Origin of the sequence: Curtobacterium sp. NPDC092190 (genome assembly GCF_044755625.1) — a bacterium.
Taxonomy (GTDB): domain Bacteria; phylum Actinomycetota; class Actinomycetes; order Actinomycetales; family Microbacteriaceae; genus Curtobacterium.
Genome location: NZ_JBIVRJ010000001.1, coordinates 278,220 through 303,826 on the forward strand (window position 1 = coordinate 278,220; position 25,607 = coordinate 303,826).

General features: G+C 72.2%; 21 protein-coding genes and 1 other RNA gene. 16 read left to right on the forward strand and 6 right to left on the reverse strand.

Going from position 1 to position 25,607, the window contains the following annotated elements:
- Positions 1–4: 4 nt before the first annotated feature.
- The 8 genes from ACIQFY_RS01315 to ACIQFY_RS01350 all read left to right on the forward strand — a co-directional run bounded on the left by ACIQFY_RS01315 (position 5) and on the right by ACIQFY_RS01350 (position 6,747).
- Positions 5–1,219, forward strand: coding sequence for a multidrug effflux MFS transporter (locus ACIQFY_RS01315; RefSeq protein WP_400337964.1), 1,215 nt, complete (start codon positions 5–7; stop codon positions 1,217–1,219).
- 57 nt (positions 1,220–1,276) lie between these two features.
- Entirely contained in the window at positions 1,277–1,615 is a 339-nt protein-coding gene (locus ACIQFY_RS01320) for an STAS domain-containing protein (RefSeq protein ID WP_066654011.1), read from the forward strand.
- Entirely contained in the window at positions 1,612–2,025 is a 414-nt protein-coding gene (locus ACIQFY_RS01325; RefSeq protein ID WP_066654013.1) for an ATP-binding protein, read from the forward strand. The genes ACIQFY_RS01320 and ACIQFY_RS01325 overlap by 4 nt, the downstream gene beginning before the upstream one ends.
- 114 nt (positions 2,026–2,139) lie before the next feature.
- Positions 2,140–3,105, forward strand: coding sequence for an AraC family transcriptional regulator (locus tag ACIQFY_RS01330; RefSeq protein ID WP_066654015.1), 966 nt, complete (start codon positions 2,140–2,142; stop codon positions 3,103–3,105).
- A gap of 78 nt (positions 3,106–3,183) precedes the next feature.
- Entirely contained in the window at positions 3,184–3,768 is a 585-nt protein-coding gene (locus tag ACIQFY_RS01335; protein WP_400337967.1) for an RBBP9/YdeN family alpha/beta hydrolase, read from the forward strand.
- A gap of 106 nt (positions 3,769–3,874) precedes the next feature.
- Positions 3,875–5,071 carry a hypothetical protein gene (locus tag ACIQFY_RS01340; RefSeq protein ID WP_326496117.1) on the forward strand — a complete coding sequence of 399 codons (1,197 nt, stop codon included), beginning with the start codon at positions 3,875–3,877 and terminating at the stop codon, positions 5,069–5,071.
- 39 nt (positions 5,072–5,110) lie between these two features.
- A complete protein-coding gene (locus ACIQFY_RS01345) occupies positions 5,111–6,016 on the forward strand; it encodes a Nif3-like dinuclear metal center hexameric protein (RefSeq protein ID WP_400337968.1) in 906 nt (301 codons plus the stop codon).
- Positions 6,013–6,747, forward strand: coding sequence for a zinc ribbon domain-containing protein (locus ACIQFY_RS01350; RefSeq protein ID WP_066654022.1), 735 nt, complete (start codon positions 6,013–6,015; stop codon positions 6,745–6,747). The genes ACIQFY_RS01345 and ACIQFY_RS01350 overlap by 4 nt, the downstream gene beginning before the upstream one ends.
- Before the next feature lie 99 nt (positions 6,748–6,846).
- Here the strand turns inward: ACIQFY_RS01350 and rnpB are convergent.
- The 3 genes from rnpB to map form a co-directional block, all read right to left on the reverse strand.
- Positions 6,847–7,203: RNase P RNA component class A (rnpB, locus tag ACIQFY_RS01355), an RNA gene on the reverse strand.
- Between the two features lie 312 nt (positions 7,204–7,515).
- The gene (ppgK, locus tag ACIQFY_RS01360; RefSeq protein ID WP_400337970.1) at positions 7,516–8,265 is read right to left on the reverse strand and encodes a polyphosphate--glucose phosphotransferase; all 750 of its coding nucleotides are present in this window, start codon (positions 8,263–8,265) and stop codon (positions 7,516–7,518) included.
- A gap of 28 nt (positions 8,266–8,293) precedes the next feature.
- The gene (gene map, locus ACIQFY_RS01365; RefSeq protein WP_066658125.1) at positions 8,294–9,157 is read right to left on the reverse strand and encodes a type I methionyl aminopeptidase; all 864 of its coding nucleotides are present in this window, start codon (positions 9,155–9,157) and stop codon (positions 8,294–8,296) included.
- A gap of 566 nt (positions 9,158–9,723) precedes the next feature.
- Between map and ACIQFY_RS01370 the strand changes: the two genes are divergently transcribed.
- The 6 genes from ACIQFY_RS01370 to ACIQFY_RS01395 all read left to right on the forward strand — a co-directional run bounded on the left by ACIQFY_RS01370 (position 9,724) and on the right by ACIQFY_RS01395 (position 19,391).
- A complete protein-coding gene (locus tag ACIQFY_RS01370; protein ID WP_066654026.1) occupies positions 9,724–9,903 on the forward strand; it encodes an SPOR domain-containing protein in 180 nt (59 codons plus the stop codon).
- Between the two features lie 36 nt (positions 9,904–9,939).
- Positions 9,940–11,277 (forward strand): type I glutamate--ammonia ligase, encoded by a 1,338-nt coding sequence (gene glnA / locus ACIQFY_RS01375; protein ID WP_066654028.1) that lies wholly within the window; start codon positions 9,940–9,942, stop codon positions 11,275–11,277.
- Between the two features lie 21 nt (positions 11,278–11,298).
- Complete coding sequence (locus ACIQFY_RS01380) at positions 11,299–14,271, forward strand: bifunctional [glutamine synthetase] adenylyltransferase/[glutamine synthetase]-adenylyl-L-tyrosine phosphorylase (protein ID WP_400337973.1); 2,973 nt, start codon at positions 11,299–11,301, stop codon at positions 14,269–14,271.
- A 503-nt stretch (positions 14,272–14,774) separates the two neighbouring features.
- Positions 14,775–16,379, forward strand: coding sequence for a glycosyltransferase family 2 protein (locus ACIQFY_RS01385; protein WP_400337975.1), 1,605 nt, complete (start codon positions 14,775–14,777; stop codon positions 16,377–16,379).
- Positions 16,372–17,970, forward strand: a complete 1,599-nt coding sequence (locus tag ACIQFY_RS01390) for a glycoside hydrolase family 26 protein (protein WP_400337976.1) — start codon at positions 16,372–16,374, stop codon at positions 17,968–17,970. Before ACIQFY_RS01385 ends, ACIQFY_RS01390 begins: the two co-directional genes overlap by 8 nt.
- Positions 17,967–19,391 (forward strand): UDP-glucose/GDP-mannose dehydrogenase family protein, encoded by a 1,425-nt coding sequence (locus ACIQFY_RS01395; RefSeq protein WP_209682874.1) that lies wholly within the window; start codon positions 17,967–17,969, stop codon positions 19,389–19,391. The genes ACIQFY_RS01390 and ACIQFY_RS01395 overlap by 4 nt, the downstream gene beginning before the upstream one ends.
- Before the next feature lie 335 nt (positions 19,392–19,726).
- Here the strand turns inward: ACIQFY_RS01395 and glnA (ACIQFY_RS01400) are convergent, their stop codons facing one another.
- Positions 19,727–21,151, reverse strand: coding sequence for a type I glutamate--ammonia ligase (gene glnA / locus ACIQFY_RS01400; RefSeq protein ID WP_111225920.1), 1,425 nt, complete (start codon positions 21,149–21,151; stop codon positions 19,727–19,729).
- A gap of 141 nt (positions 21,152–21,292) precedes the next feature.
- On the opposite strand from glnA (ACIQFY_RS01400), the gene ACIQFY_RS01405 reads away from it, so the two are divergent.
- Entirely contained in the window at positions 21,293–21,763 is a 471-nt protein-coding gene (locus ACIQFY_RS01405) for an RDD family protein (RefSeq protein ID WP_271826540.1), read from the forward strand.
- A gap of 364 nt (positions 21,764–22,127) precedes the next feature.
- Here the strand turns inward: ACIQFY_RS01405 and ACIQFY_RS01410 are convergent, their stop codons facing one another.
- A complete protein-coding gene (locus tag ACIQFY_RS01410) occupies positions 22,128–22,841 on the reverse strand; it encodes a DUF4191 family protein (protein ID WP_058728606.1) in 714 nt (237 codons plus the stop codon).
- Between the two features lie 127 nt (positions 22,842–22,968).
- Between ACIQFY_RS01410 and ACIQFY_RS01415 the strand changes: the two genes are divergently transcribed.
- Positions 22,969–23,907: a hypothetical protein gene (locus tag ACIQFY_RS01415; protein ID WP_400337978.1), complete on the forward strand. Its 939-nt coding sequence runs from the start codon at positions 22,969–22,971 to the stop codon at positions 23,905–23,907.
- A 169-nt stretch (positions 23,908–24,076) separates the two neighbouring features.
- Here the strand turns inward: ACIQFY_RS01415 and sucB are convergent, their stop codons facing one another.
- The gene (gene sucB / locus ACIQFY_RS01420) at positions 24,077–25,555 is read right to left on the reverse strand and encodes a 2-oxoglutarate dehydrogenase, E2 component, dihydrolipoamide succinyltransferase (RefSeq protein WP_271826542.1); all 1,479 of its coding nucleotides are present in this window, start codon (positions 25,553–25,555) and stop codon (positions 24,077–24,079) included.
- Positions 25,556–25,607 lie beyond the last annotated feature (52 nt).

Below are 25,607 nucleotides of genomic sequence, written 5' to 3' on the forward strand. Positions count from 1 at the left end.
GTCGGTGACGACGGAGCGCGCGGGGACCGGACCGACGACCGCGACGACCCGGCTGCCGCCGATCGTCCCACTGGCACTGATCGTCGGCGTCTCGCCCTTCGCCACCGACATGTACATCCCGGCGCTCCCGACGATCGCCCGCGACCTCGACACCACACCCGAGGTCGTGCAGCTGTCGCTCACGGCGTTCCTCGTCGCGTTCGCGGTCGGCCAGCTCCTCGCCGGGCCCGTGAGCGACGGCACCGGACGGCGACCGCTGCTCCTCGTCGGGACCGCCGGCTTCGCGCTGGCGTCCGTCGGCTGTGCGCTCGCACCGGACGCGGGCACCCTGGTGGCCGCCCGCGTGCTGCAGGGACTCGCCGGTGCGGCCGGAGCCGTCGCCGGTCGTGCGATGGTCTCCGACACGACCTCGGGGCCACGGGCGGCGACGGTGTTCGGCACCCTGGCCGCGATCAACGCCGTCGGGCCGGTCGTCGCACCGCTGGCCGGCGGCGCCGTGCTCACCGTCGGGTCCTGGCGCCTGATGTTCGTCGTCCTCGCCGTGCTCGGGGCGGCGTTCGCCGTCACGGTCGTCCTGCGCTTCGGCGAGACCCTCCCGCCGGCCGCCCGGGGCGGGACCGGCTTCCGGGCGAACGGGCGTCGCATCCGGGACCTGCTCGCGATCGGGCGCTTCCGGGCCTACGTCCTGACCGGGGTGCTCTCGACGATCGGCTTCTTCGCCTACATCGCGACGAGCTCGTTCGTGTTCCAGCAGCAGTACGGCTTCTCGGAGCAGCGTTACACGCTCGTGTTCGCGACGAACGCCTCGGTGATGGTCGTCACGACGCTCGTGTTCCGCCGCGTCGTCGGCCGGTTCTCCGAGGACTCCCTGCTGACCGCGGGGCTCGCCACGGGGACCCTCGGCAGCGCGGTCGTCCTGGTCGCTGCCCTCGCCGGAGCGGGACCCGTGCCGGTCTGGTGCGGGCTCGCGGTGGTCACCGGGGCCTGGGGGTTCGTGCTGCCCGCGGCCATGACCCGGACGCAGCACGTCGGCGCTGCCCACCCGGGAACCGCGGCCGCACTGCAGGGCGGTCTCACCTTCGGACTCGGCGGGCTCGGGACGCCGCTCGCGGGTGCGCTCGGCGGGACCGCGACCGCGATGGGCGCCGTGATGGTGACGCTCATGGCGGCCGCCGTTGTCGTCCAGGTCCTCGCGACGCGGCGAGGCCGTACCGCCTGACGGCTCACACCCGGTAGGTTGCAGGGTGCACCCGCACCGAACCGAGGAGGCCCCTGCATGGACATCGTCGTACACGAGGCGACAGACGACACCGCCGTGCTCGAGTGCAGCGGACGACTCAACATGGTGAGCGCGGGAGCCTTCCGCGAGACCGTGGCGAAGGTCGTCGAGGGCGGGCGCTCGCGTCTGGTCGTCGAGCTCTCCGGCGTCGAGTTCATGGACTCGTCCGGACTGGGCGCCCTGGTCGGCTGCCTGAAGACCGCGCGCCAGGCCGGGGGAGACCTGCGGCTCGCCGCCCCCTCCGAGCAGGTGCAGATGGTGCTCAAGCTCTCCAACATCGACAAGATCCTGCGGACGTACCCGGACGGGGACGCCGCGGTGACGAACTGGGCATGACCGTGGCCACCGGCGAGCACGTCCTCGACCTCGCCTGCCCGCCCGACGACGTCACGGCGGTGCACACGTTCCTGTCCTCGGTGTGGGCCCACGAGCCCGAGCTGTCCCTCGAGGACCGCATGGCGCTCGAACTCGCCCTCGTCGAGCTCGCCTCGAACGTCATCGAGCACGGAGCCGGCGGTCGTCCGGTGTCCTGCTCGCTCCGGATGGACGTCGGCCCGGACGAGGTCACGGTCTCGCTGTCCGACGACGGTGTGCCGGTCCTGGTCGACCCGTCGGCGGCGCACCTGCCGGACGCGCTGGCCGAGGGCGGCCGCGGGCTCGCGCTCGTGCAGATGGTCGTCGACGACCTGCGCTACGAGCGGGTCGACGACCGGAACCGATGGGTCGTCCGGCGCGGCCGCCGCTGACCGGTCTCCGCGTTCGGCCCGCGCATCATCCGTTTCCCGCACGGGAGGAGCCGGTCCGCGCACTCCGGGACGGTGCGCACGCGGGACCGGCGATGTCGTGCCACGCTCGGCCCGGTGACGACCGAGACGCGCGCTGACACCCGGATGCGCTACGAAGCCGTGGGGACCGACCTCGGCGCGGCGCTCCAGCTCTTCTCGGACGCGTACGACGGCGCGCACTTCGCTGCGCGCCACACCGCACGGTCGTTCGGGTACCGCTTCAAGGCGGTCGGTGACGCGTCGATGTCGTTCCGGTCGACCCACTTCGACGCGCACGCGACGGGTGAGGCGTCCTCCGGCGACGACTACGCCGTCATGTGGACGACCGACGGCGGAGGCACGGTCGACGTCGGTCGGGACGAGGCGTCCTTCGCTCCCGGGCACGCGCTCGTGTTCCCGGCAGGTCGGCCCTTCGTCTTCGAGGTCGAGGACGTCCGGCAGAACCTCGTGCACTTCGACCGGAGGTTCCTCGAGGGCATCGCGGCGGAGGAGCACGGCGGGCAGGCGGGCGCGATCGTCTTCGACCACACCGCGAGACCGCACGCCGAGGACCTGCGGGTGTGGAACGCACAGGTCCGACGGGCCGCGCAGGTCGTCCTCGGCCCCGCGGCTCCCTCACCGCTCGTCATGGCCGAGACCGCACGCGAGACCGCCCTCGCGATGCTGCGGACCTTCCCGCACGAGCAGATCGCGCCCGAGGTCCCGATGCCGCAGGGTGCGACGAGCCGGGTCCGCGAAGCGGTCGAGTACATGCACGCCTACGCGCACACCCCGATCACGACCACCGACGTGGCCGAACACGTCGGACTCAGCGTCCGCGGGCTGCAGCAGGCGTTCCAGCGGCAGGTCGGGACCGCCCCGAACGCCATGCTCCGTGGCATCCGGATGGACCGTGTCCGCGAGGAGCTCCACCGGGGCACCCCGGGGGAGCTCACGGTCGCCGCGGTCGCGGTCCGGTGGGGCTTCGCGCACCTCGGTCGGTTCTCGGCTGCCTACTCGGCGCGGTTCGGCGAGTACCCGCGCGACACCCTGCACAGCTGACGGTCGTCGCCGCCAGGGCTGCCCGCTCCGCTGCCCGGACGTCCGCTCCGCTGCCCGGGTGCCCGCTACGCTGCCCGGATGGAGGAGCAGCTGCGCCCGGCGGACCGGCACCCCTGGGTCGTCGTCCCGGGCATCTGGGGGTCGGACCCCGAGCACTGGCAGTCCCGCTGGCAGGACGAGCGCGCCGACGGTGCGGTGCGCATCGCACCGAGGTCCTGGTCGGACCCGGAGCCCGGCGACTGGAGCCGGGCGATCACCGAGGCCGTCGACGCCTGCTCCCGGCCGCCGGTGCTCGTCGCGCACAGCCTGGGCGTCCTGGCGGTGGCCGACTGGTTGGCAGAGCACGGCGTCGACGGCGCTCACGAGCGGGTCGTCGGCGCGTTCCTGGTGGCGGCCCCGGACCCCGAGGCGCCGGTGTTCCCCGCCGAGGCCGCCGGCTTCCGTGCTCCGCGCCGACCAGTCGCGGTACCGACCGTGCTCGTGGTCAGCGACGACGACCCGTACTGCTCCGTCGACCGAGCCGTCGCGTTCGCCGGCACGCTCGGGTCCCGGGTGGCCCGGGTGGGGGACCGGCAGCACGTGAACGTCGCGAGCGGTGTCGGTGCCTGGGACGAGGGTCGGCGCCTGCTCGACGACTTCGCGGAGTCGCTCCCGAGGCTCTGACACGCCGCTCATCTCCGACCCGGTACGTCACGTCCGAGAGTGCGGGATGCGCGACACACCGCGGATCTCCCCGCATCCGGCGCGCGTGATATCTATCCTGCGTCACATGGAGACCCAGCCCGGTGCGCGCACCCCCCTCGTCGACCCGTTCGGTCGCGAGCTCGAGGAGTGGCTCCGAGACGTCCCGGCCACCCGTACGCCGTACCTGGCGGACCTCGTGGTGCCGCCGGTCACGGGTCCGGTGCAGCGCCCGGTGACCACGGACGCCGTCGCCGAGCCCGCCGTGCCCGTCGGCCCTGGTGCGGCTGCTGCCGAGCCCGAGCCCGAGTCGGCGTCGGACGCACCCGAACCCGAGCCCCAGTCGGCGTCGGACGCACCCGAGCCCGTGTCCGCCGCTGCCGAGGCCGCACCCGCGCCCGCGCTCGTACCCGCCGCTGCCGCGCCCGCCGCCGAGCACTCGGAGCCCACCGCCTTCCGTCGTCGTGACCGTGCACGGCACGTCGCGGCCTGCGCCCCGTCGTTCCCCGAGCCGCCCGCCCGGATCGCCCTGCGCATCGAGGACCTGGCGGTCGAGGTCTCCGCCACGAGCGGTCGCACCACGATCGACCGCATCGTGCTGCTCGAGGACGAGGTCCGTCGCCGCGACGAGGACCTCGCGCGCCTCGCCGCCTGGGAGGCCACCGTCGCCCACCTCGACGACGCCGAGGTCGACGCCGCGCGCGCGTTCGCCCGCGCCGTCTTCGCGGACCTGCTCGCCGACGCAGCGGACGAGGTCGCGCGCCGTGATCGTGCCGCCGCCCGACGCGCCGCCACAGCACCGGTGCCGACGCCGGTGCGTGCAGCAGCCGCCCCGCGCGCCGCCGCACCCCGGACCGACGTCGCGACCCCGACGCGACCCGTCCAGCGGGCCACGACCGCACCGACCACGACCGGGGTCCTCGCGACCACGGGCTCGGGTGCCGTCGACGCTGCGGCGACCACCCCGGGCCGCGAGCTGCCGGTCCGGCCGGTGCTGGGCCTCCCGGTCGGCTCGCCCCTGTCGGCCGCGACCCGGCCCGCTCCGCTCGTCCAGCCGGCCACCGGGCCCACCGTCATCGACCGGGCTGCCTTCGCGGCCGCGCTGACCGCGCACACCGGTGCGACGGCGAGCACGCCGGTCGTGCTGCCCGAGGCGGTGGCCCTGCCCGCGAGCGAGACCACGGCGAGCCACGACGACGAGCACGCGCCGACGACGGACAGCACCGGACCCGGCTGGTGGGCGCGCCTCGTGGCACGTCTGCGGTCCCTGTTCGGCCGCCGCTGAGCGACCCGGACCCCGCCTGCGGCTCGGTAGACTGACGGGATGCCGACGCTCCGCGAACTCCAGGCCGTGATCGAGGACCTGTGGCCCTCCGCCGGCGCCGAGTCCTGGGATGCCGTGGGGCTCGTCTCCGGGCACCCGGACCAGCCGGTCGAGCACGTCCACCTCGCCGTCGACGCCGTGCCGGCCACGGCAGACGAGGCGGTCGCCGTGGGTGCCGACCTGCTCCTCACCCACCACCCGCTCCTGCTCCGCGGCGTCACCACGATCGACGAGACGACCGCCAAGGGACGGGTCCTCGCGACGCTCGTGCGGGGCGGGACCGCCCTGCTGGCCGCGCACACGAACGCCGACGTCGTGACGACCGGGACCTCGGCCGTGCTCGCGGACCGGCTGGGCCTCTCCGAGCAGCGGCCGCTCGAGCCGGGGGCCGAGCCCGGCACCGGCATCGGTCGTGTCGGGGTCCTGCCGCACGGGACCACCCTGGGCGCGCTCGCCCGGCAGCTCGTCGACCTCCTGCCGCCGACGGCGACCGGGGTCCGGGTCTCGGGCGACTTCGACCGGCCCGTCCGCACGGTCGCGCTGTGCGCCGGGGCCGGCGACGCCTACCTCGGCAACGCCGCGGTCCGCACCGCCGACGTCTACGTCACGAGCGACCTCCGGCACCACCCCGCCTCGGAGTTCCGCGAGCAGGCCCTGCTCGTCGACGGCCCGGCGCTGGTGGATACCTCGCACTGGGCGACCGAGTGGCTCTGGCTCGACGTCGCCGCCGAGCAGCTCCGACGACTCGCCGGCGTCCGCGTGACCGTCAGCGACCTGCGCACCGACCCCTGGGACTTCGCCGTCCTGCCCGCGGCCGAGCCGACACCCGGACCGACCGCCGCGGACGGCTCCGGCTCGACCGGCACCGCCGCTCCCACCCCCGCCCCCGAAGGAGACCGACCGTGAAGGCAGCACCCGAGGACCAGGTCGTCCTCCTCGACCTCCAGCGCCTCGACAACGACGTGACCCGTCTGTCGCACCGCATCACCGCCCTGCAGAAGGGCGACCGTCTCACGGAGCTCGGCACGACCGCCGCCTCGTTGCGCGCCGAACTCGCCGCCGCGACCGGCCAGGTCGAGGACGCCGAACGGGAACGCACACGCCTCGAGTCGGACACCGCGACGGCGCAGGCCCGCATCGAGCGCGACACGACGATGCTGCAGAACGTCTCCAGCGCGAAGGACGCCGCCGGGCTCGAGAGCGAGATGGAGTCCCTCCGTCGCCGCATCGGCGACCTGGAGACCGCCGAGCTCGAGGTGATGGAGCAGCTCGACGTGCACCGCGCTCGCGTCGGGGACATCGAGGCGAAGCTCGCCGGGGTCGAGGCGGACCGTGCCACCCTGGTCGCGGAACGTGACTCCGAGATCGCCCGTGCCGAGGCCGACCGCGAGTCGGCGGTCCAGAGCCGTGCGGCCGTCGCCACGAAGGTGCCCGCGGACCTGCTGGCGCTGTACGACCGGCAGCGTGCCCGCTACGGCTTCGGTGCGTCGCTGCTGCAGGGCGGGGTCTCGACCGCCTCGGGCGTGACCCTCACGAACTCGGACCTGCAGGACATCCGTCGGGCCGCGCCCGACGACGTCGTGCTCTGCCCCGACAGCGACGCGATCCTGGTGCGCACGGCCGAGTCCGGCCTGTAGACGCGGGACCACCGGACGGGAGGCACGTGGCGACACCGCCACGAGCCTCCCGTCCGTCGTCGGTGGGGACGCGCGGGGCGCGCTCGTGGTGTCGTGTGTGCGAACGGGCCGGCCGTACGCCGGGTTCTGTCCCGCTCTCGCGGTGACGGCCATCTCTCTCGGACCGACGTTGCCGCCGGCCTCCAGCGGTCCACCCGAGGACTCAGCGAGCAGCCTCGTCGTCCTCTGTCTGACCTTGCTCCGGGCGAGGTTTACCGAGCGGATCCGGTCACCCGGACCCCTGGTGGTCTCTTACACCACCGTTTCACCCTTACCGACGTCGCCGCCGGCGGTCTGCTTTCTGTGGCACTGTCTCGCGGATTGCTCCGGGTGGGTGTTACCCACCGCCCTGCTCTGTGGAGCCCGGACGTTCCTCGGCACTCCCGGGGGAGTGACGCGACCGTCTCACCGACCCGTTCGCACCCCCGAGTCTACCGCTGCCGACCCCGTCCCGCGCCCGCCTGCTGCCGACGGTCCCGGCGTCCGGCCCCTCTCTTGCCCGCCGTCGTTCGCCGAGCGGGCCAGATCTGTCACGCTCGACGCTGACACCCGACCGATCGCACCCGGTCGTCGGACCACGCGCGGCATGTCCTGCCCGCTCGCCGGACAGCGGGAGCCGGCCGCCGGCGGACGGTCTCGGTGCCGTAGGGCGGCTTCCGCGTCGTCGGACGGTCCCGGCGTCGGACGGCGCCGTCGGACGGGCAGGAGCAGCGCTGCCGGCAGCGCCGTCTACCTGCTGCGCGCCGCCAGGGTCGCTGCCCCGATGATGCCGGCGTTGTTCCGGAGGGTCGCGGGGATGATGTCCGCCTGCAGGTCGAGCAGCGGCAGGAACTCCTCGTGGTGCTTCGACACGCCGCCGCCGACGACGAAGAGCTCGGGGGAGAGCAGGGCCTCGAGCGTCGAGTAGTACTTCTGCAGGCGCTTCGCCCAGTGCTTCCAGGACAGCTCGTCCCGCTCCTTGGCCGCGAACGAGGCCTTCGTCTCGGCGTCGTGCCCGTCGATCTCCAGGTGGCCGAGCTCGGAGTTGACGATGAGAACGCCGTCGTTGATCAGCGCCGTGCCGATCCCGGTGCCCAGGGTCGTGACGACCACGAGCCCGTCCTTGCCCTTCGCCGCGCCGAACTGCTGCTCGGCGAACCCGGCGGCGTCGGCGTCGTTGACGAAGTGGATGGAACGACCGAGCTCCTTCTCGAAGAGCGCCTCGGCCTCGAAGCCGATCCACTTCTTCGACACGTTCGCAGCCGACATGGTCTTGCCGTCACGGACGATCGCGGGGAAGCAGACCCCGACGGGCACGTCCGCCGCCGGAGCGAGCTCGTCGAGGATCGACTTGGCGACCGCGACGATGTCGTGCGGCTTGCCGCCCTCGGGGGTGGCCTTCTTGATCCGGTCGGTCGTGAGCTCGCCGGTGGCGACGTCGACGATCGCGCCCTTGATGCCCGTACCGCCGATGTCGACGCCGACTGCGAGGGAGGTCATGAGAAGCGGTGCCTTTCGAGAGTGTCCGTCAGGAGACGGTGAGGAGTTCCGCGCCGCGCTCGGTGACGACGAGGGTGTGTTCGAACTGTGCGGTCCAGGACTTGTCGCGGGTGCTGACGGTCCAGTCGTCCGACCAGATGTCGGCCTCGATGCCGCCGAGCGTGAGCATGGGCTCGATGGTGAACACCATGCCCGGCTCCATGACGTCGTCGAAGCGCGGCGCGTCGTAGTGGGGGATGATCAGCCCGGAGTGGAAGGCACGACCGACGCCGTGACCGGTGTAGTCGCGGACGACGCCGTAGCCGAAGCGCTTCGCGTAGGCCTCGATCGCTCGTCCGATGACGTTGACCTGCCGTCCGGGGGCCACGGCCTTGATCCCGCGTTCGAGCGCGGTGCGGGTGCGGTCGACCAGGTCCTGCACCTCCTGCGACGCCTGCCCGACGACGAACGTGCGGTTCGTGTCGCCGTGCATGCCGTCCTTGTAGGCGGTGATGTCGATGTTGACCAGGTCACCCTCCTGCAGCACGGTGTCGTCCGGGATGCCGTGGCAGATGACCTCGTTCAGGCTCGAGCAGAGCGACTTGGGGTACCCGCGGTAGCCGAGCGTGGAGGGGTAGGCCCCGTGGGACACGACGAACTCGTGGCCGATGCGGTCGAGCTCGTCGGTGGTGACCCCGGGGCGGATGGCGTCCCCGACGGCGTCGATGGCCTGCGAGGCGATGCGTCCCGCGGCCCGGATCAGCTCGACCTCGTCCGGCGTGTACGTGTCACCGAGTCCGTGCTCGTGGGGCTCGACGCGCCCGACGTACTCGGGACGCTCGATGTCCTTCGGCACGGGGCGCTGCGGGGAGATCCGGCCGGCGGTCAGGTGTCCGTGTTCGTCCCGGGGCATGCCGACCACTCTAACCGGGTGCGGCAGGCCGCCGTCCCGCCGCACGCCGGCGCCGAGACGCCGGCGGCCGCGCGAGAGGCCCCGCACGTGCGCGAGGCGCGGCACGTGCGGGAGACGCCGGCGTCGGTGCGAGACGCCTCGCCGGTGCCGAGACGCCGCGTGATCCGGCTGCGTCTCGCGGCGCCGAGGGCGTCCGGCGGTGACGCCGGCGTCTCGCGGCGCCGCGCGGGGCACCGGCGACGCCCCGGCTCGAACCCGCCCTCAGGACCGCCCGCCCCGCGCCCCGCGCCCCACGCGACGGCCTGGAGGCGCGTCGCCGGCTCGCCGGACCGGCACCGCGCCTCCAGGCCGGTCACCCCCACCGCCCGGCCGTTCCCCGCGACCGTTCCCGGTCCGCGACCCCGCGAGTCTCGAGCTGAGCGACCGATCGCGCGCCCCGGTGCGCGAAGACTGTCGCGCAGCCCGAGACTCGGCTGCGCACCCGCCGCGCGCCGCGCGCGAGCGTGGTCCGACCCCGCACCCGCCGCGCGCGGGCGGCGCCCGACCGCCGTGGGTACGGTGGCGCCATGAGCGACGAACGCATCGAGTCCCAGTGGTGGTTCAACGAGAAGACGCACGAGGTGGAGCAGGGCCCGCAGTCGCCGCAGCGCGACCGCATCGGCCCGTTCGACACCCGCGAGGACGCGCAACACGCCCTGGACCGCATCAAGGCGAACAACGAGCGCTGGGACGACGCGGACCAATAGGCTGGGAGCCCCAGCAGCACCACGGAAAGGGCGTCCATGGACAAGCAGACGGACTTCGTGCTCCGCACCATCGAGGAGCGGGGCATCAAGTTCATCCGACTCTGGTTCACCGACGTCATCGGCACGCTGAAGTCCGTCGCGATCGCCCCGGCCGAGGTCGAGGGGGCCTTCGCGGAGGGCATCGGGTTCGACGGCTCCGCGATCGAGGGCCTCACGCGCTCCTACGAGGCCGACGTCCTGGCGCACCCGGACCCCTCGACGTTCCAGATCCTGCCCTGGCGGGGCGAGGTCGACCCGACGGCGCGGATGTTCTGCGACATCACGACGCCCGACGGCCAGCCCGCCGTCGCCGACCCTCGCAACGTGCTGAAGCGGACGCTGGCGAAGGCGAGTGACCGTGGGTTCACCTTCTACACGCACCCCGAGATCGAGTTCTACCTGCTGAAGAGCCGCGACTGGGCGGACGGCGGCCCGCAGCCCGTCGACCAGGCCGGCTACTTCGACAACGTCCCCGGCGGCAGCGCCCACGACTTCCGCCGCCGCTCGGTGCGCATGCTCGAGGACCTCGGCATCTCGGTGGAGTTCTCCCACCACGAGGCCGGCCCCGGGCAGAACGAGATCGACCTCCGCTACGCCGACGCGCTGACGATGGCGGACAACATCATGACCTTCCGCACGGTGGTGAAGGAGGTCGCGATCGAGCAGGGCGTCTACGCGACCTTCATGCCGAAGCCGCTGTCGGGGCAGCCCGGCTCCGGCATGCACACGCACGTGTCGCTCTTCGAGGGCGACCAGAACGCCTTCTACGAGGCCGGCGGCGAGTACCAGCTGTCGCAGACCGCGAAGCACTTCATCGCCGGTGTGCTGCGGCACGCGCCGGAGATCACCGCCGTGACGAACCAGTTCGTCAACTCGTACAAGCGCCTGTGGGGCGGTGACGAGGCCCCGTCCTTCGTGACCTGGGGCCACAACAACCGTTCGGCCCTGGTCCGCGTGCCGCTGTACAAGCCGAACAAGGGCCAGTCCGCCCGCGTCGAGTACCGCGGCATCGACTCCGCCGCGAACCCGTACCTGGCGTACTCGCTGCTCCTCGCGGCGGGCCTCAAGGGCATCGACGAGGGCTACGAGCTCCCGCCGGAGGCCGAGGACAACGTCTGGAGCCTGTCCGACGCCGAGCGCAAGGCCCTCGGCTACAAGCAGCTCCCGGCCAGCCTCGACCACGCGCTCGGTCTGATGGAGGACTCGGAGCTCGTCGCCGAGACCCTGGGCGAGCAGGTCTTCAACTTCGTGCTGCTCAACAAGCGGCAGGAGTGGAAGGCCTACCGCGACCAGGTCACGCCGTTCGAGCTCCGCACGAACCTCGGCGCGCTCTAGCAGCCGCCCGGTGCGCCACCCATGACCGGTCGGACGAAGACGTCCCGTTCCGAGATGGCCCGCCTGGGCTTCGCGGAGCTGTCGGAGAGCCTGGAGCGGATCGCCGGCCTGGAGGCCCGGTTCGGCCCCGACCTACGGGTGCCGGTCGCCGACGCCCCGGCCCTGTGGGAGTCCACGGCCGATCCCGACGGTGCGCTCCGGCTGCTCGAGCGGCTCCTCGAGCGTGCGCCGGACGAGCTGCGGCCGGTCCTGGCGGACCGGGCGGCCACCGAGCGGCTCGTCCGGTTGCTCGGTGCGTCGACGGGGCTCGGGGAGTTCCTGCACCGTCGTCCGGCGGAGATCGCGCTGCTGCTCGAGCCGGTCACCCCGCCGTGGTCGCAGGAGGCGTACACGGAGTCGCTGGCCGAGGCGGTCGCGGACGCCACCGGTGAGGACGCCCGCCTCCGGCTGCGGGTGCGCTACCGGCGGCACCTGGCGCAGATCGCCCTGTTCGACGTGCTGCACCCCGCCCCGACCGAGGCGTTCCCGGCGGTCGCCGCGGGGCTCGCCGACCTGGCCGGCTCGGCGCTCGAGGCGGCGGTCGCCGTCGCCCGGCGCGAGGTCCCGTTCCCCGCCGCCGACGTCGAGGCCACCCCGCTCGCCGTGATCGGCATGGGGAAGGCCGGCGCACGCGAGCTCAACTACGTCAGCGACGTCGACGTCATCTTCGTCACCGAGTCGACCCGTGACGACGAGACCGGCTCCGGCGTCGGAACCGACCGCGCCGTCCTCATCGCGACGCGGCTGGCGATCGCGGCGACGCACGCCATCACCGACCTCGCGGCCGAACCGGCACTGTGGGAGGTCGACGCCAACCTGCGGCCGGAGGGCAAGGACGGCGCGCTCGTCCGGACGCTCGACTCGCACGTGGCGTACTACGAGCGCTGGGCGAAGGGGTGGGAGTTCCAGGCGCTGCTCAAGGCGCGGCCGATCGCCGGCAGTCGGGACCTGGGGGAGCGCTACGCCGCAGCGGTCGCCCCGTTCGTCTGGAGTTCCGCCGGCCGGCCCGGGTTCGTCGAGTCGGTGCAGCGGATGCGGGAACGCGTCACCGAGCACATCCCGGACGACGAGGTCGACCGGCAGATCAAGCTCGGGCCGGGCGGGCTGCGCGACGTCGAGTTCACCGTGCAGCTCCTGCAGCTCGTGCACGGCCGCGACGACGACACCGTGCGGGTCCGCTCGACGCTCGAGGCGATGGACGCCCTGGCCGCCGCCGGGTACGTGGGCCGACCCGAGGCCGCACGCTTCGGCCCCGACTACGCCCTGCTGCGCCTCCTCGAGCACCGCATCCAGCTCCGACGACTGCAGCGCACGCACCTCATGCCCTCCGACGAGGACGAGCTCCGGGTGCTCGCACGCTCGACCGGGCTCGCGACCTCGGCGTCGGCGCTCGAGCAGCGGTGGCGCGGCGTGAAGCTCGAGGTCCGCGGGCTCCACGAGCGGCTCTTCTACCGACCGCTGCTCTCGGCGGTGGCCGCGACCGACGGTGACATCGTCCTGACGAACGACCAGGCGGCCGACCGCCTCGGCGCGATCGGCTTCGCGGACCCCTCGGGCGCGCTCGGCCACATCCGCGCGCTCACGCAGGGCACGAGCCGGCGGGCCGCGATCCAGCGCAACCTGCTCCCCGTGCTCCTGCGGTGGATGGCCGAGGGGCCGGCTCCGGACCGGGCGCTCCTGGCGTTCCGGCGCCTCAGCGACACGCTGGGGGAGTCGAGCTGGTTCCTCCGCATGCTCCGCGACTCGTCGGGCGCCGCGCACTCCCTGACGACCGTGCTGTCCGAGTCGGCGTTCCTCGCCGGGTTGCTCGAGCGCTTCCCCGAAGCGGTCGCGTGGCTCGACGAACCGGAGACGCTCCTCCGGCCCCGACCGCTGGCGTCCCTGCTCGCCGAACACGCCGCGACGACCGCCCGACACGGTGACGACGTCGACGGTGCCGCCGCCCTCGTCCGGTCCGCCCGACGTCGCGAGACGCTCCGGCTCGGCATGGCCGCAGTGCTGGGCCACCTCGACGTGGACGCACTCGGTCCGGCGCTGTCCGACGTCTCCGAGGCGACCCTGACCGGAGCGCTCACCCTCGCGCGGCGCGACGCTCCCGAGGGCCTCGCGTTCGGCATCGTCGCGATGGGACGCTTCGGTGGCCGGGAGCTCGGCTTCGGGTCCGACGCCGACGTGCTCTACGTGTACCGGGCGCCGGAGGGCCTCGAGTCGGAGCAGGCCTCGCGGGCGGCGCAGCGCATCGTCCGTGAGCTGTCGCGGCTGACCGACGACGCCATCCACCCGTTCGAGCTCGACATCGACCTGCGTCCGGAGGGGAAGAACGGACCGGTGGTGCGGACGCTCGAGTCGTACGGCGCGTACTACGCCCGGTGGTCGTTGACGTGGGAGGCGCAGGCACTCCTCCGGGCCCGTGGTGCCGTCGGCGACGACGGACTCCTGCGGGACTTCGAGCACCTGGCGGACCGGACCCGGTACCCGGAGCACATCGACGAGCAGGCGGTCCGCGAGGTCCGGCGCATCAAGGCCCGCGTCGAGTCCGAGCGGCTGCCACGCGGAGCCGACCCAGCGCGGCACCTGAAGCTCGGCCGCGGGTCCCTCAGCGACGTGGAGTGGTTCGTGCAGCTGCTGCAGCTGCAGCACGCGACGACGGTGCCCGGGCTCCGGACCACCTCGACGCTCGAGGCGCTCGACGCCGCCACCGCCGCCGGACTCGTCGCGGCGGAGGACGCCGACCGCCTCGGCGCCGCCTGGCGCTTCGCGTCCCGCACCCGGAGCGCCCTCGTGCTCTGGTCCGGGAAGACGACCGACGTGCTGCCCGTCGACCGGGTGCAGCTCGAGGGCATCGCGCGCCTGATGGAGTACCCGCCCGGATCGGCGTCCCGGCTCGAGGACGACTACCTCGGCGTCACACGGCGCGCTCGCCAGGTCTTCGAGCGGGAGTTCTACGGCGCCTGAGGGTGGGGCGACACGCCCGGACCGACGTCCGCGGGGGAACGTGACACGTCGTCGTCGATGAATTCCTGATGTCGTCCGCCGTCCCCCGACGGCTGCCGCGCTGTACCCCGACCGGCACGGGCCCACCCGTCGTGACCGGACCGTGATCGGGGGCTGCGGACCGGGGCAGCAGCGGTCCCGACCAGGCAGCCCCCGGACGGGGGTACGTGCCCTTCGACCTGGGGTTTCCTGCACTAGTGAGCCCTGCCTGCCGGGTCGTCATCGGCCGCTGTTGCGCTCCGGACGGCGGTGGACCGGTCCACATTCCTGCTGTCAGCAGCAGTGCGGACAGCCGCGGTCTGCCGCGAGGGGGACTGCGTTGTACCCCGTGACCTCCTGGAAACACCCCCGGACAGGGGTCGCGTTGCGGTGGCACCCAGCTTCTGCCTCAATGGGCTCACCCGAACCGCCCACGGTTCCTCGATGAAGCGGAATCCCCACCTCGAACGTTGAAGCAGGGATCGATGTTCACCTTCATTCTGCAGATCCGGCAGATGGTCGAAGGGCACCCCGAGTTCTACCTGTTCGCCGTGTACTCCGCGGTGATCTGGTTGCTCTGGCTGCTCAAGGTCGTCCTGTCCGCCCGCTACCGCCCCTACACCGGCACCTTCGTCGGGACGACCAGCGTGGTCGTCCCCGTCGTCGACGAGCCGATCGACCTCTTCCGTGACGTGATCGGCCGCATGGTCGAGCAGGGGCCGGGCGAGATCATCGTCGTCATCAACGGCGCGAGGAACGAGGCGCTGGAGCAGGTCTGCGACGAGTTCGCCCCGCTCGTCCGCTGGACCCACACGCCGATCCCGGGCAAGCGCAACGCCGTCAAGGTCGGCACCGAGATGTCGACGGGCGACATCACCGTGCTCGTCGACTCGGACACGGTGTGGACCCCGGGGACGCTCTCCGAGCTGCTCAAGCCCTTCGCCGACGAGTCCATCGGCGGGGTCACCACCCGCCAGCGCATCCTCGAGCCGACGCGCTCGTGGATCACCCGGTGGGCCGACTGGCTCGAGAACTCGCGGGCGCTCTACTCGATGCCGGCGCAGAGCGTGCTCGGCCAGATCGGGTGCCTGCCCGGGCGCACCATCGCCTTCCGCCGGAACATCCTCGCCCGTGTAATGGACCGGTTCATGCACGAGGAGTTCATGGGCGTCTTCCTCGAGGTGTCCGACGACCGCACCCTGACGAACCTGACCCTCAAGGAGGGCTACCGGACCGTCTACCAGTACACGTCGCTGGTCTACACGGACGCACCGCTGCAGGTGAAGAAGCTGTTCAAGCAGCAGCTGCGCTGGGCCCGCGGCTCGCAGTACAACACGCTGCGCATGCTCCCGTGGATGCTCGGTCACGCGCCGATCCTGGCGGTGTTCTTCCTCACCGACATCATCCTGCCGTTCATGCTCTTCGGCGTGATCGCCGGCTGGATCTACCGCGCGGTGACCGGGCAGGGCGAGAACCTGTACCAGGGCATCCTGCAGCAGTACGGCTTCTCGACGGGCTTCGTCTACGTCGCCGGGCTCATGGTCGTCTCCAGCGTGCTGAGCATGGCGGTCCGCCAGATGCGCCACCTCGCCGAGAAGCCGAGCGACTTCTTCCGGCTGCCGATGTTCATCATCGTGTCGACGTTCTTCCTCATGCCGATCCGGCTCATCGGTTTCTTCCGCCTGGCGCACGCGTCCGGGTGGGGGACCCGCGCCGGGGCCTACGCCGGTGGTCCGATGGAGGAGGACCCGGCGGCCGCCGTCCAGCCGACCGCCACCGGCACGCCGGTCAGCCCGGTCGACGCCGGGCTCCCACCGGCGGACCGCACCGACGTCGCCCGGTCCCGGGTCGACGTCGGCGACCAGGCCGCGGCCGACCGCGCGTTCGACGAGCTCTTCGGCGCCGACGCCACGACCACCTCGACCGCGACGGTCCTCGCCACCCGGCGATCGGCGGCGACGGCCGCTGCGGCTCCCGCGGCGCCTGCCCGTCCGGCGTCGGCGAAGGCCCGCCGTCGCAACCCGTACGCCGCGATCCCGTACCTCATCGGGTTCGCGATCCTCGCACTGGAGGCGTTCCTCATTGTCTGACCTCATCCGTTCCACCAGCACGTGGTGGGCCCAGTCGAGCAAGCACGCCCGCCGCACCGCGATCGGCACGGTCGCGATCGTCCTGGTGCTCGGCCTGATCACCTGGACGGTCTGGGTGTCGCCGGCCGGCCCGGTGTCGAGCGCGGTGCAGACCGCCCTCGGCGTCACCCCGCCCAAGGCGAAGCAGCCCACCGCCGCCGAACTCAGCGCGAAGCTCGACGCGGCGCAGCAGACCATCTGGAAGCTCGAGGGCAAGCTCGACTCCTCGGGAGCGCAGGCCGGGTCGCGGGCCGAGGAGATCACCCGCCTGAAGGCGCAGATCGCCTCGCTGCAGTCCGACCTCGGCGCTGCGACGAGCGGCGGCAAGGCGTCCGCCGGGGGGTCGGGCCCGGCGGGCTCCTCCGGTGCGTCCGGTCCGAGCGGGAGCGCTGCGGGGACCGCCGCCGGCGCCTCCGACTCCGGCGCCGGCTCGGGCGGGGGCTCCGGCTCCGGCTCCGGTTCGGGCGCGGGCTCGGGCTCGGGCGCCTCCGACGGGAAGGGCGGGACCGGCGGCACCGGCGGGACCGCGGGCCCGTCGAAGGACCCGGTCGCGTCCGAACCGATCACGACCCCGACCAAGGCGCAGATCCTCGGTCAGCAGTCCCGCTGGTACGGGCTCTACACGACGCAGTCGCCCTTCAACTGGGCCGAGTACGACCGCGTCTCGCAGGAGGTCGGCCGGGCCACGAACATGGTGGGCTACTTCCAGGGGTTCGACCAGGACTTCAATGCCAGCGCCGTCCAGCGGTCGTGGGCGAACGGCCGCCTGCCGATGATGACGTGGGAGACCGTGCCCGCGAAGACCGGGAACGACCAGCCGTACGTCGAGGGCTACACGAACCAGGACATCGTCTCCGGGAAGTTCGACGACTACCTCGCGTCCTACGCAAGGGCGCTGAAGGCGAACGGGATGCCCGTCGTCATCCGCCTCGACCACGAGATGAACGGCCAGTGGTACAACTGGTCCGAGGGGTCGAAGCAGCAGAACGCGCCGGGGTCGTACGTCGCCATGTGGCAGCACGTGCACGACGTCTTCCAGGCCAACGGGGCGAACGACTACGTCATCTGGAACTGGTCGCCGTCGCGCATCGACAAGCTCGGCAACCCGAAGTACCAGACGCTCGACTACATGCGGCAGTACTACCCGGGCGCCGACTACGTCGACTGGGTCGGCATGAGCGGCTACTACCGAACGGCCACCGAGCAGCCCACGTTCCAGAACACCTTCGGAGCGACCCTCGCGCAGCTCCGGCAGGTTGCGCCGGGCAAGCACGTCCTGCTCAACGAGATCGGCGCCACCGAGACCGGCGGCAGCGTCTCGGACAGCCAGAAGTCGCAGTGGATCGACTCGCTCTTCGACGCCCTCGCCGACCCCGCCAACCGTGACGTCATCGGCTTCGCGTACTTCAGCCAGGTGGCCACCACCATCGTCGACGGCGCCCGCACCACGAACGACTGGCGCCTCGACTCCCGCGCCGACAGCCTGGCGACCTTCGCCGAGGGCATCGCCCGCACCGACACCGACTACGACCTGCAGGAGGTCAAGCAGTGACCGCTCAGAAGAAGACCGACGCCGCCGACGTGCGGCCGGCTCCCGTCATCAGTGTCATCGGCACCGGATACCTCGGCGCGACCCACGCGGCCGCCATGGCCGAGATGGGCTTCGAGACCATCGGCGTGGACGTCGACCCCGCGAAGCTCGCCGCCCTGTCCGCCGGCGAGGTGCCGTTCTACGAGCCCGGCCTGCCCGAGCTCATCACGAAGCACGTCGCCACCGGGAAGCTCCGGTTCACCGCCGACCTGGCCGAGGCCGTCGCCGCCGCGGACGTCCACTTCGTCTGCGTCGGCACGCCGCAGAAGGCCGGGTCGCACGCTGCGAACCTGACCTACGTCGAGGCCGCCACCCGCGGTGTCGCGGAGCACCTCACGCACCCGGGGCTCATCGTCGGCAAGTCCACGGTGCCCGTCGGGACGGCGGAGCGACTGCGCGGGATCGTCCGCGAGTTCAGCCCGTCCGGCATCCAGGCGGAGCTCGTCTGGAACCCGGAGTTCCTCCGCGAGGGCAAGGCCGTCGACGACACCCTGCACCCGGACCGTCTGGTCTGGGGCGGCGCGTCGGCGGCGGCAGACGCGGTGATCCGCGAGGTCTACGCGGCACCGATCGCCGAGGGCACGCCGGTCATCACGACGGACCTCGCGACCGCCGAGCTCGTGAAGGTCAGCGCGAACGCGTTCCTCGCGACGAAGATCTCCTTCATCAACGCGATCTCCGAGATGTGCGCCATCACCGGTGCCGACGTCACCACGCTCGCCGACGCCCTCGGGCACGACGTCCGCATCGGGCGCAAGTTCCTGAACGCCGGGCTCGGCTTCGGCGGCGGCTGCCTGCCGAAGGACATCCGTGCGCTCATGCACCGTGCGAACGAGATCGGCGCCGGTCGGGTCGTCGGACTGATGCAGCAGGTCGACGAGATCAACATGGGGCAGCGCGAGCGGGTCATCGACATGACGATCGAGGCGCTCGGGGGTTCCGTGCTGAACCGCCGCGTGGCCGTGGTCGGGGCCGCGTTCAAGCCGCTCACCGACGACGTCCGGGACTCGCCGGCGCTCAACGTCGCCGCGGCGCTGCACCTCCGCGGCGCGCAGGTCACGCTGTGGGACCCGGAGGCCAACGAGACCGCTCGTCGCTCCTTCCCGACGCTGTCCTACGCGGCGACGAAGGAGGACGCGGTCGAGGGTGCCGACGTGGTGCTCGTCCTGACGGAGTGGGACGAGATCGTGCAGGCGTCGCCGGTGTCGCTCGGCGGCATCGTCGGCCGTCGCACCGTCATCGACGCCCGCAACTGCCTCCCGGTCGCCGACTGGGTCGAGGCCGGGTGGTCCGTCCGCTCCCTGGGGCGGCCCACACCGGTCGCGAGCTCGGCCGTGAGCGTGGCGGCGGGGTCGAACGACGTGCTGGCCGCAGCGCGCTAGTCGTCACCGCGCAGGAGCGGGGTCCGTGCCGGGGGCGGCAGGGACCCCGCTCCGTCGTGTGCGATGAATGCTCTTCGGCGCGTACGAGACCGTTCCGCGCCTCGGAGGCTCTTCCGCGCGTACGAGGTCGTTCCTCCCGACCTCCTTCGCGCGATTCGGCATCCCATTCGGCTGCAATGGGCAGGAACGTGCGGGCGCGACTGTCTGGAGGCCCGGTGTCGGTCCGCCGGACCGGCACCGGGCCTCCAGGCGGTCACCACCACCGCACGACGCGCCCCGCACGCAGAAGGCCCCGCACCGGAACCGGTGCGGGGCCTTCGTGGTGTCAGCGCAGATCAGACGCCGAAGTAGAGCTCGTACTCGAACGGGTGCGGACGCTGCGCGAGCGGGAGGATCTCGTTCTCACGCTTGTAGTCGATCCACGTCTGGATGAGGTCCTCGGTGAAGACGTTGCCCTTCGTGAGGAACTCGTGGTCCGCCTCGAGCGCCTCGAGCGCCTCGTCGAGGGAGCCCGGCACCTGCGGGATGCCCTTGGCCTCCTCCGGCGGGAGCTCGTACAGGTCCTTGTCGACCGGCTCGTGCGGCTCGATGCGGTTCTGGATGCCGTCGAGGCCGGCCATCAGCTGCGCCGCGAAGGCGAGGTACGGGTTGCCCGAGGCGTCCGGCGCGCGGAACTCGATGCGCTTCGCCTTCGGGTTCGTGCCCGTGATCGGGATGCGGATCGCGGCGGAGCGGTTGCCGGCCGAGTACACCAGGTTGACCGGAGCCTCGAACCCCTTGACCAGACGGTGGTAGGAGTTGATCGACGGGTTCGTGAAGGCGAGCAGCGCCGGGGCGTGCTTCAGGATGCCACCGATGTACCAGCGCGCGACGTCCGAGAGGCCGCCGTAGCCGTTCTCGTCGTAGAACAGCGGCTTGCCGTCGCTCCAGAGCGACTGGTGGGTGTGCATGCCCGAGCCGTTGTCGCCGAACAGCGGCTTCGGCATGAACGTGGCGACCTTGCCCCACTGGTCGGCCGTGTTCTTGACGATGTACTTGAACTTCAGGATGTCGTCCGCGGCGTGGACCATCGTGTCGAACTTGTAGTTGATCTCCTGCTGGCCGCCGGTGCCCACCTCGTGGTGCGAGCGCTCGAGCTCGAAGCCCGCCTCGATCAGCTTGAGCGTGATGTCGTCGCGCAGGTCGGCCGTCTTGTCGACGGGGGAGACCGGGAAGTACCCGCCCTTGTAGGGGGTCTTGTTGGCGAGGTTGCCGCCCTCTTCCTCGCGACCGGTGTTCCAGGCGCCCTCTTCCGAGTCGACCGAGTAGAACGACTTGTTCTGGGTCACCGAGTAGCGGACGTCGTCGAAGATGTAGAACTCGGCCTCGGGCGCGAAGAACGCGGTGTCCGCGATACCCGTCGACGCGAGGTACTTCTCGGCCTTCTTCGCCACCTGGCGCGGGTCGCGGCCGTAGATCTCGCCGTTCCGCGGGTTGTAGATGTCGAAGATCATGATCAGCGTGCGCTCGGCGCGGAACTGGTCGATGTACGCCGTCGTCACATCCGGGATGAGCTGCATGTCCGACTCGTGGATCGACGCGAAGCCGCGGATCGAGGAGCCGTCGAAGAGCTGTCCGACCGAGAAGAAGTCCTCGTCGACCGTCGACGCCGGGATGTTGAAGTGCTGCTGGACACCGGGCAGGTCCGTGAAGCGGATGTCGAGGAACTTGACGTCCGTGTCCTTGATGAAGGCGAGCACCTCGGAGGAATCGCTGAACATGTGTGTCGATCTCCTGGGGGGTAGGTGATGTCGGAGGTGCCGCGGGTGCACCCTCCGACGAGGCTATTGACACCGGGTTTCCCGGACATGACTGCATTGTTTCGTGCGTGTTACGGGCACGGAGTCGCCTACCCTTGGAGCATGGCCCGCAGCACCACCCCGCCCTCGGCGTCGTCCGCACACCCCGGTGGGGAGCACCCGGACGGGTGGCCGGGCAAGGACCTCGGGCTCCCCGAGGACGGGCCGCGCAGCGTCGGCCGCATCGGTCGCCGGGTCGTCGGGCTGCTCATCGACGGCATCCTGGCCGACCTCGTGGCGTACGTCACCGGCGTGTGGTCGCCGCTCGAGGGATCCGGCGACATCGCGCACACGTGGATCCAGCTCGCAATCTTCGCGGTGCTGCAGGTCCTGTTCATCTGCACGCTGTCGGGCTCCTTCGGTCACGTGTGCGTCGGCCTGCGGGTCGTCCCGATCCGCGGCGGCTACGTCGGGGTGTGGCGACCGATCGTCCGCACCGTGCTGCTCTGCCTGGTCGTCCCGGCGCTCATCATCGACCGTGACAGCCGTGGTGCGCACGACCGCATCGCGGGGACGGTGCTCGTCCGGCGCTGACCGGCGCGGCCGGACGCGCGCGGAGCCGGAGGCGTGCGAACGACGCGCAACGACATCGTCGACGTCGTACGACAGCGGCGGTGTCGTTCTGCCCGCGGGTCGTCCGGCGGGTACGGGCGGAGCGACGAGATCGCTGTCGCACGACAGCGGCGGTGTCGTTCAGCCCGCGGTCGCCCGGCGGCGGGGGGAGAACGACGAGATCGCTGTCGGACGAGAGCGGCGGTGTCGTTCTGCCTGGCAGCACCACCGGCAAGGTCGTCGCTCCGACGAGACCACAGTCACGAGGAGCATGCGCCTCGCACGCAGCGACGCCCCCGACCTGGCACGGTCGGGGGCGTCGTCGCTCGGAGCGCGGGGGAGACGATCAGCGCGGACGTCCGGCGCGCGCACGCATCGGGTCCATGCCCTTGGGGATCGCGGCCGCCGGGCTGTGCGTGAGGGAGTCCAGACGGTTCGCGACCGCCAGGACCTCGTTGCGGTTGAGCGCCTTCTTGTACTTGTTCATCGCCCGCGGGAGCTTGTGCAGCGTCACGCCGTCCTCGTCGTCGTCGACGTGGACCACGTGCACGGGGACGTTCGGGACGATGCGCTGGACCTTGCGGCGCTCCTCGTCCACCTGGCGCTTGAGGTTGCCCCGCTGCCCCTCGGTGATGAGGACCACACCCGGGGTGCCGACCGCGCGGTAGACGGCGGCCTGCGACCGGCCGTGCACGGCGACGGGCATCTCGCTCGATCGCCACTGGCGGCGGAGCGAGTTCGAGAGCACGGCGCCGACGGCGCCCGGCTGCCCGGCGATCTGCGAGTAGGCGGCACGCTCCGCCAGCCGACCGAGGACGATGAGGAAGAGCAGCACACCGAGCAGCACGCCGGCCACGATCCACAGCGTGATCGCGAGCCAGTTCTGGCCCGGCAGGAGCAGCGCGAGCAGGACACCCGCGACGACGGGGCCGACGAACGCCAGCAGGAACCACCAGACGGACTTCGGGTCGGCCCGACGGGTCATGGTGAAGACCTGGTACATCTGCTTGAGACGACCCGGCTCCTTCGCCGTCGTTGCTTGGGGAGTGCTGCGTGCCATGCGACCAGGATACGGCCTCGACCATCGCTCGCAGACCGCTGGTGCCCAGGCTGTGGGCGAACGTCGCCGTCCACAGGTACCGCACGCCGGCCGGGGGGCCCGTCCGGCGTCCGTGAAGCTCGTCACCATGACGACGACAGCGGGCAGCAGACGGTGGTGCGGTGCACAGGACCCCGCCGACTTCTCGGGGTGGGTCGCCGACCGCGCCGCCGGCGCCGGCCCGCACCTCGTTCCGGTGACCCGGGTCGGCAGGTGCCCGCAGGGCCACCTCGCCGCCGAGGTCCTCGACCCGTCGACCCGCGCGCTCGAGGACGCACTGGAGGCACTCGGCACGCCGACCGAGGGCGTGGCGGTCACCCTGACGGTGCCCCTGCTCGAACTCGCTGCGCGGGCACGATCGGGTGCGGTCGTGCTCGGAGCCGTCCCCTTCGACGCCGTGCGCGTCGACGAAGCGGGAGCGATCGTCGTCGCCGACCGTCCTCCCGGGGCGTCGGTCGCCTGCACGACACGCACGTCGCCTGACCCCGGTGCGGACGCCCGGACGACGGCCCCTGCCGCCGGGGTCCTCTCCCGGGCGACGGCGGCCGCTCGGGCCGAGGCAGCAGCAGCCTCCTCGCGGGTCGCGTGCACGCCGCCGGCGCACCCGCTCCCGTCTCCCCGTGGCCTCGACGGCGCCCGCCAGCTCGTCACCGCCGCCCGTTGCGTGTGGGACCGTGTGGACGCGCGGTCACCCGCCCGCGGCACGCTCGACCCGGTCCTCGACGCCGCGCGGGACGGGGACGCTCGGACGATCTCGGACGCGCTCGACCTCGTCGTCGGAGCCGCGCCACCCCGACCCGTGCGCTGGAGCAGACCGGGCCCGGCCTTCCCCGACGAGGAGCACGTCGGCGTCGGGCGTCTGCCGGACGACACCACGGACGCGATCGGCTCGGTCGCCCGGGTGGTGCGGGACCTGGTCGAGCAGGGGATCCCCCTGGGACGGGAGCGCCGAGTGCCGGTCCGGCACGTCCTCGTCGGCACGGTGGTCGCGGGCGGTCTCGTGACCGCAGCGACCGGTCTGCGCTGACCGTGCCCGTGCCCGTGCCCGTGCCCGTGCCCGTGCCCGCGGCCGCAGGATCGCCGGACCGCCCCGGCCCGCGACGCACCGGGCCGGCTCCGACGCTCCCGGTGGAACGCCGGACGGCCCCGGTCCCACGAGGGGACCGGGGCCGTCCGGTGCGGATCGGAGCGACGACTCAGTAGCCGAGGTTCGGGCCGAAGTTGCCCTCCTCGAGGCGGTTCTTCACCGCGACGAGGTACCGCGACGCGTCGGCGCCGTCGATGATCCGGTGGTCGTACGACAGTGCGAGGTAGACGAACGAACGGACGGCGATCGCCTCCTGCCCGTCGACCTTCACGACCGCCGGACGCTTGGTGACGATGCCCGTGCCGAGGATCGCGGACTGCGGCAGGAACACCACGGGGGTGTCGAACAGCGCGCCGCGCGAACCGGTGTTGGTCAGCGTGAAGGTGCCACCCGCGAGCTCGTCCGGCTTGAGCTGGTTGTTGCGCGTGCGCTCGGCCAGGTCCGCGATCGCCTTCGAGAAGTCGGCGAGCGAGAGTCCCGACGCGTCCTTGATCACCGGGGTGAGCAGGCCGCGCTCGGTGTCCACCGCGATCGAGACGTTCTCGTGGTCCGGGTAGACGATCTCGTCGCCCTCGACCGTGGAGTTGATCTTCGGGTGGGCCTTGAGCGCCTCGGACGCCGCGAGGGCGAAGAACGGCATGAAGCTGAGCTTCGAACCGGTCTTCTCGAGGAACTCGGCCTTGTTCGCGTCGCGGAACTGCGCGACCTTCGTGACGTCGACCTCGACGACGCTGGTGAGCTGTGCGGTCGAGGTCATCGACTGCACGGCGCGCTCGGCGACCACCTTGCGGAGGCGCGTCATCTTCTCGCGCGTGCCGCGGAGCGGCGAGGTCTCGGCCACGAACGGGCCGGACGCCGCGGCGGCCGGAGCCGACGAACCGGCGGACGACGCCTTCGCGGCGGCGGCGAGCACGTCCTCCTTGCGGATGCGGCCACCGACCCCGGAGCCGGAGACCGTCGACAGGTCGACGCCCTGCTCGTTGGCGAGCTTGCGCACCAGCGGGGTGACGTAGCCGGAGGCCGACGCGTCCTGGTTCGGGTTCGGCACCGACGCCGACGCGGTGGAACCGGCTGCGGCCGGAGCCGGAGCCGCGGCGGGCGCGGGGACCGCTGCCGGCACGGCGGCGGGCGGCGGGACCGGAGCGGCCTGCGGGACGGGCGGAGCCGACGGTGCCTGCGGGGCGGCGGGCTGCGTCTGGCCACCGGGCGCCGGCTCGGCCTGCTGCGGCTCCGGAGCCTTCTGCTCCTCGCCCTGCTCGGTGCTCGGAGCCGTCTCGGGCTCGCTCTCCTCGGCGGCTGCGGCGTCCTGGTCCGCACCCTGGTCGTCCGACGAACCGGAGTCCGATCCGGAGCCGTCGCCGATCTTCACCAGCGCGGTGCCGACCTCGACGGTCTCGTCCTCCTGGACGAGGATCTCCTCGACGACGCCGGCGATCGGCGACGGGATCTCGGTGTCGACCTTGTCGGTCGAGACCTCGAGCAGCGGCTCGTCGACCTCGACGCGGTCACCGACGTTCTTCAGCCATCGGGTGACCGTGCCCTCGGTGACGCTCTCGCCGAGCGCCGGGAGGTTGACGGATTCGCTCATCGGGTGGGCTCCTGTTCGCGGGTTGCTGTGGTGGTGGTTGTCATTGTCTCGG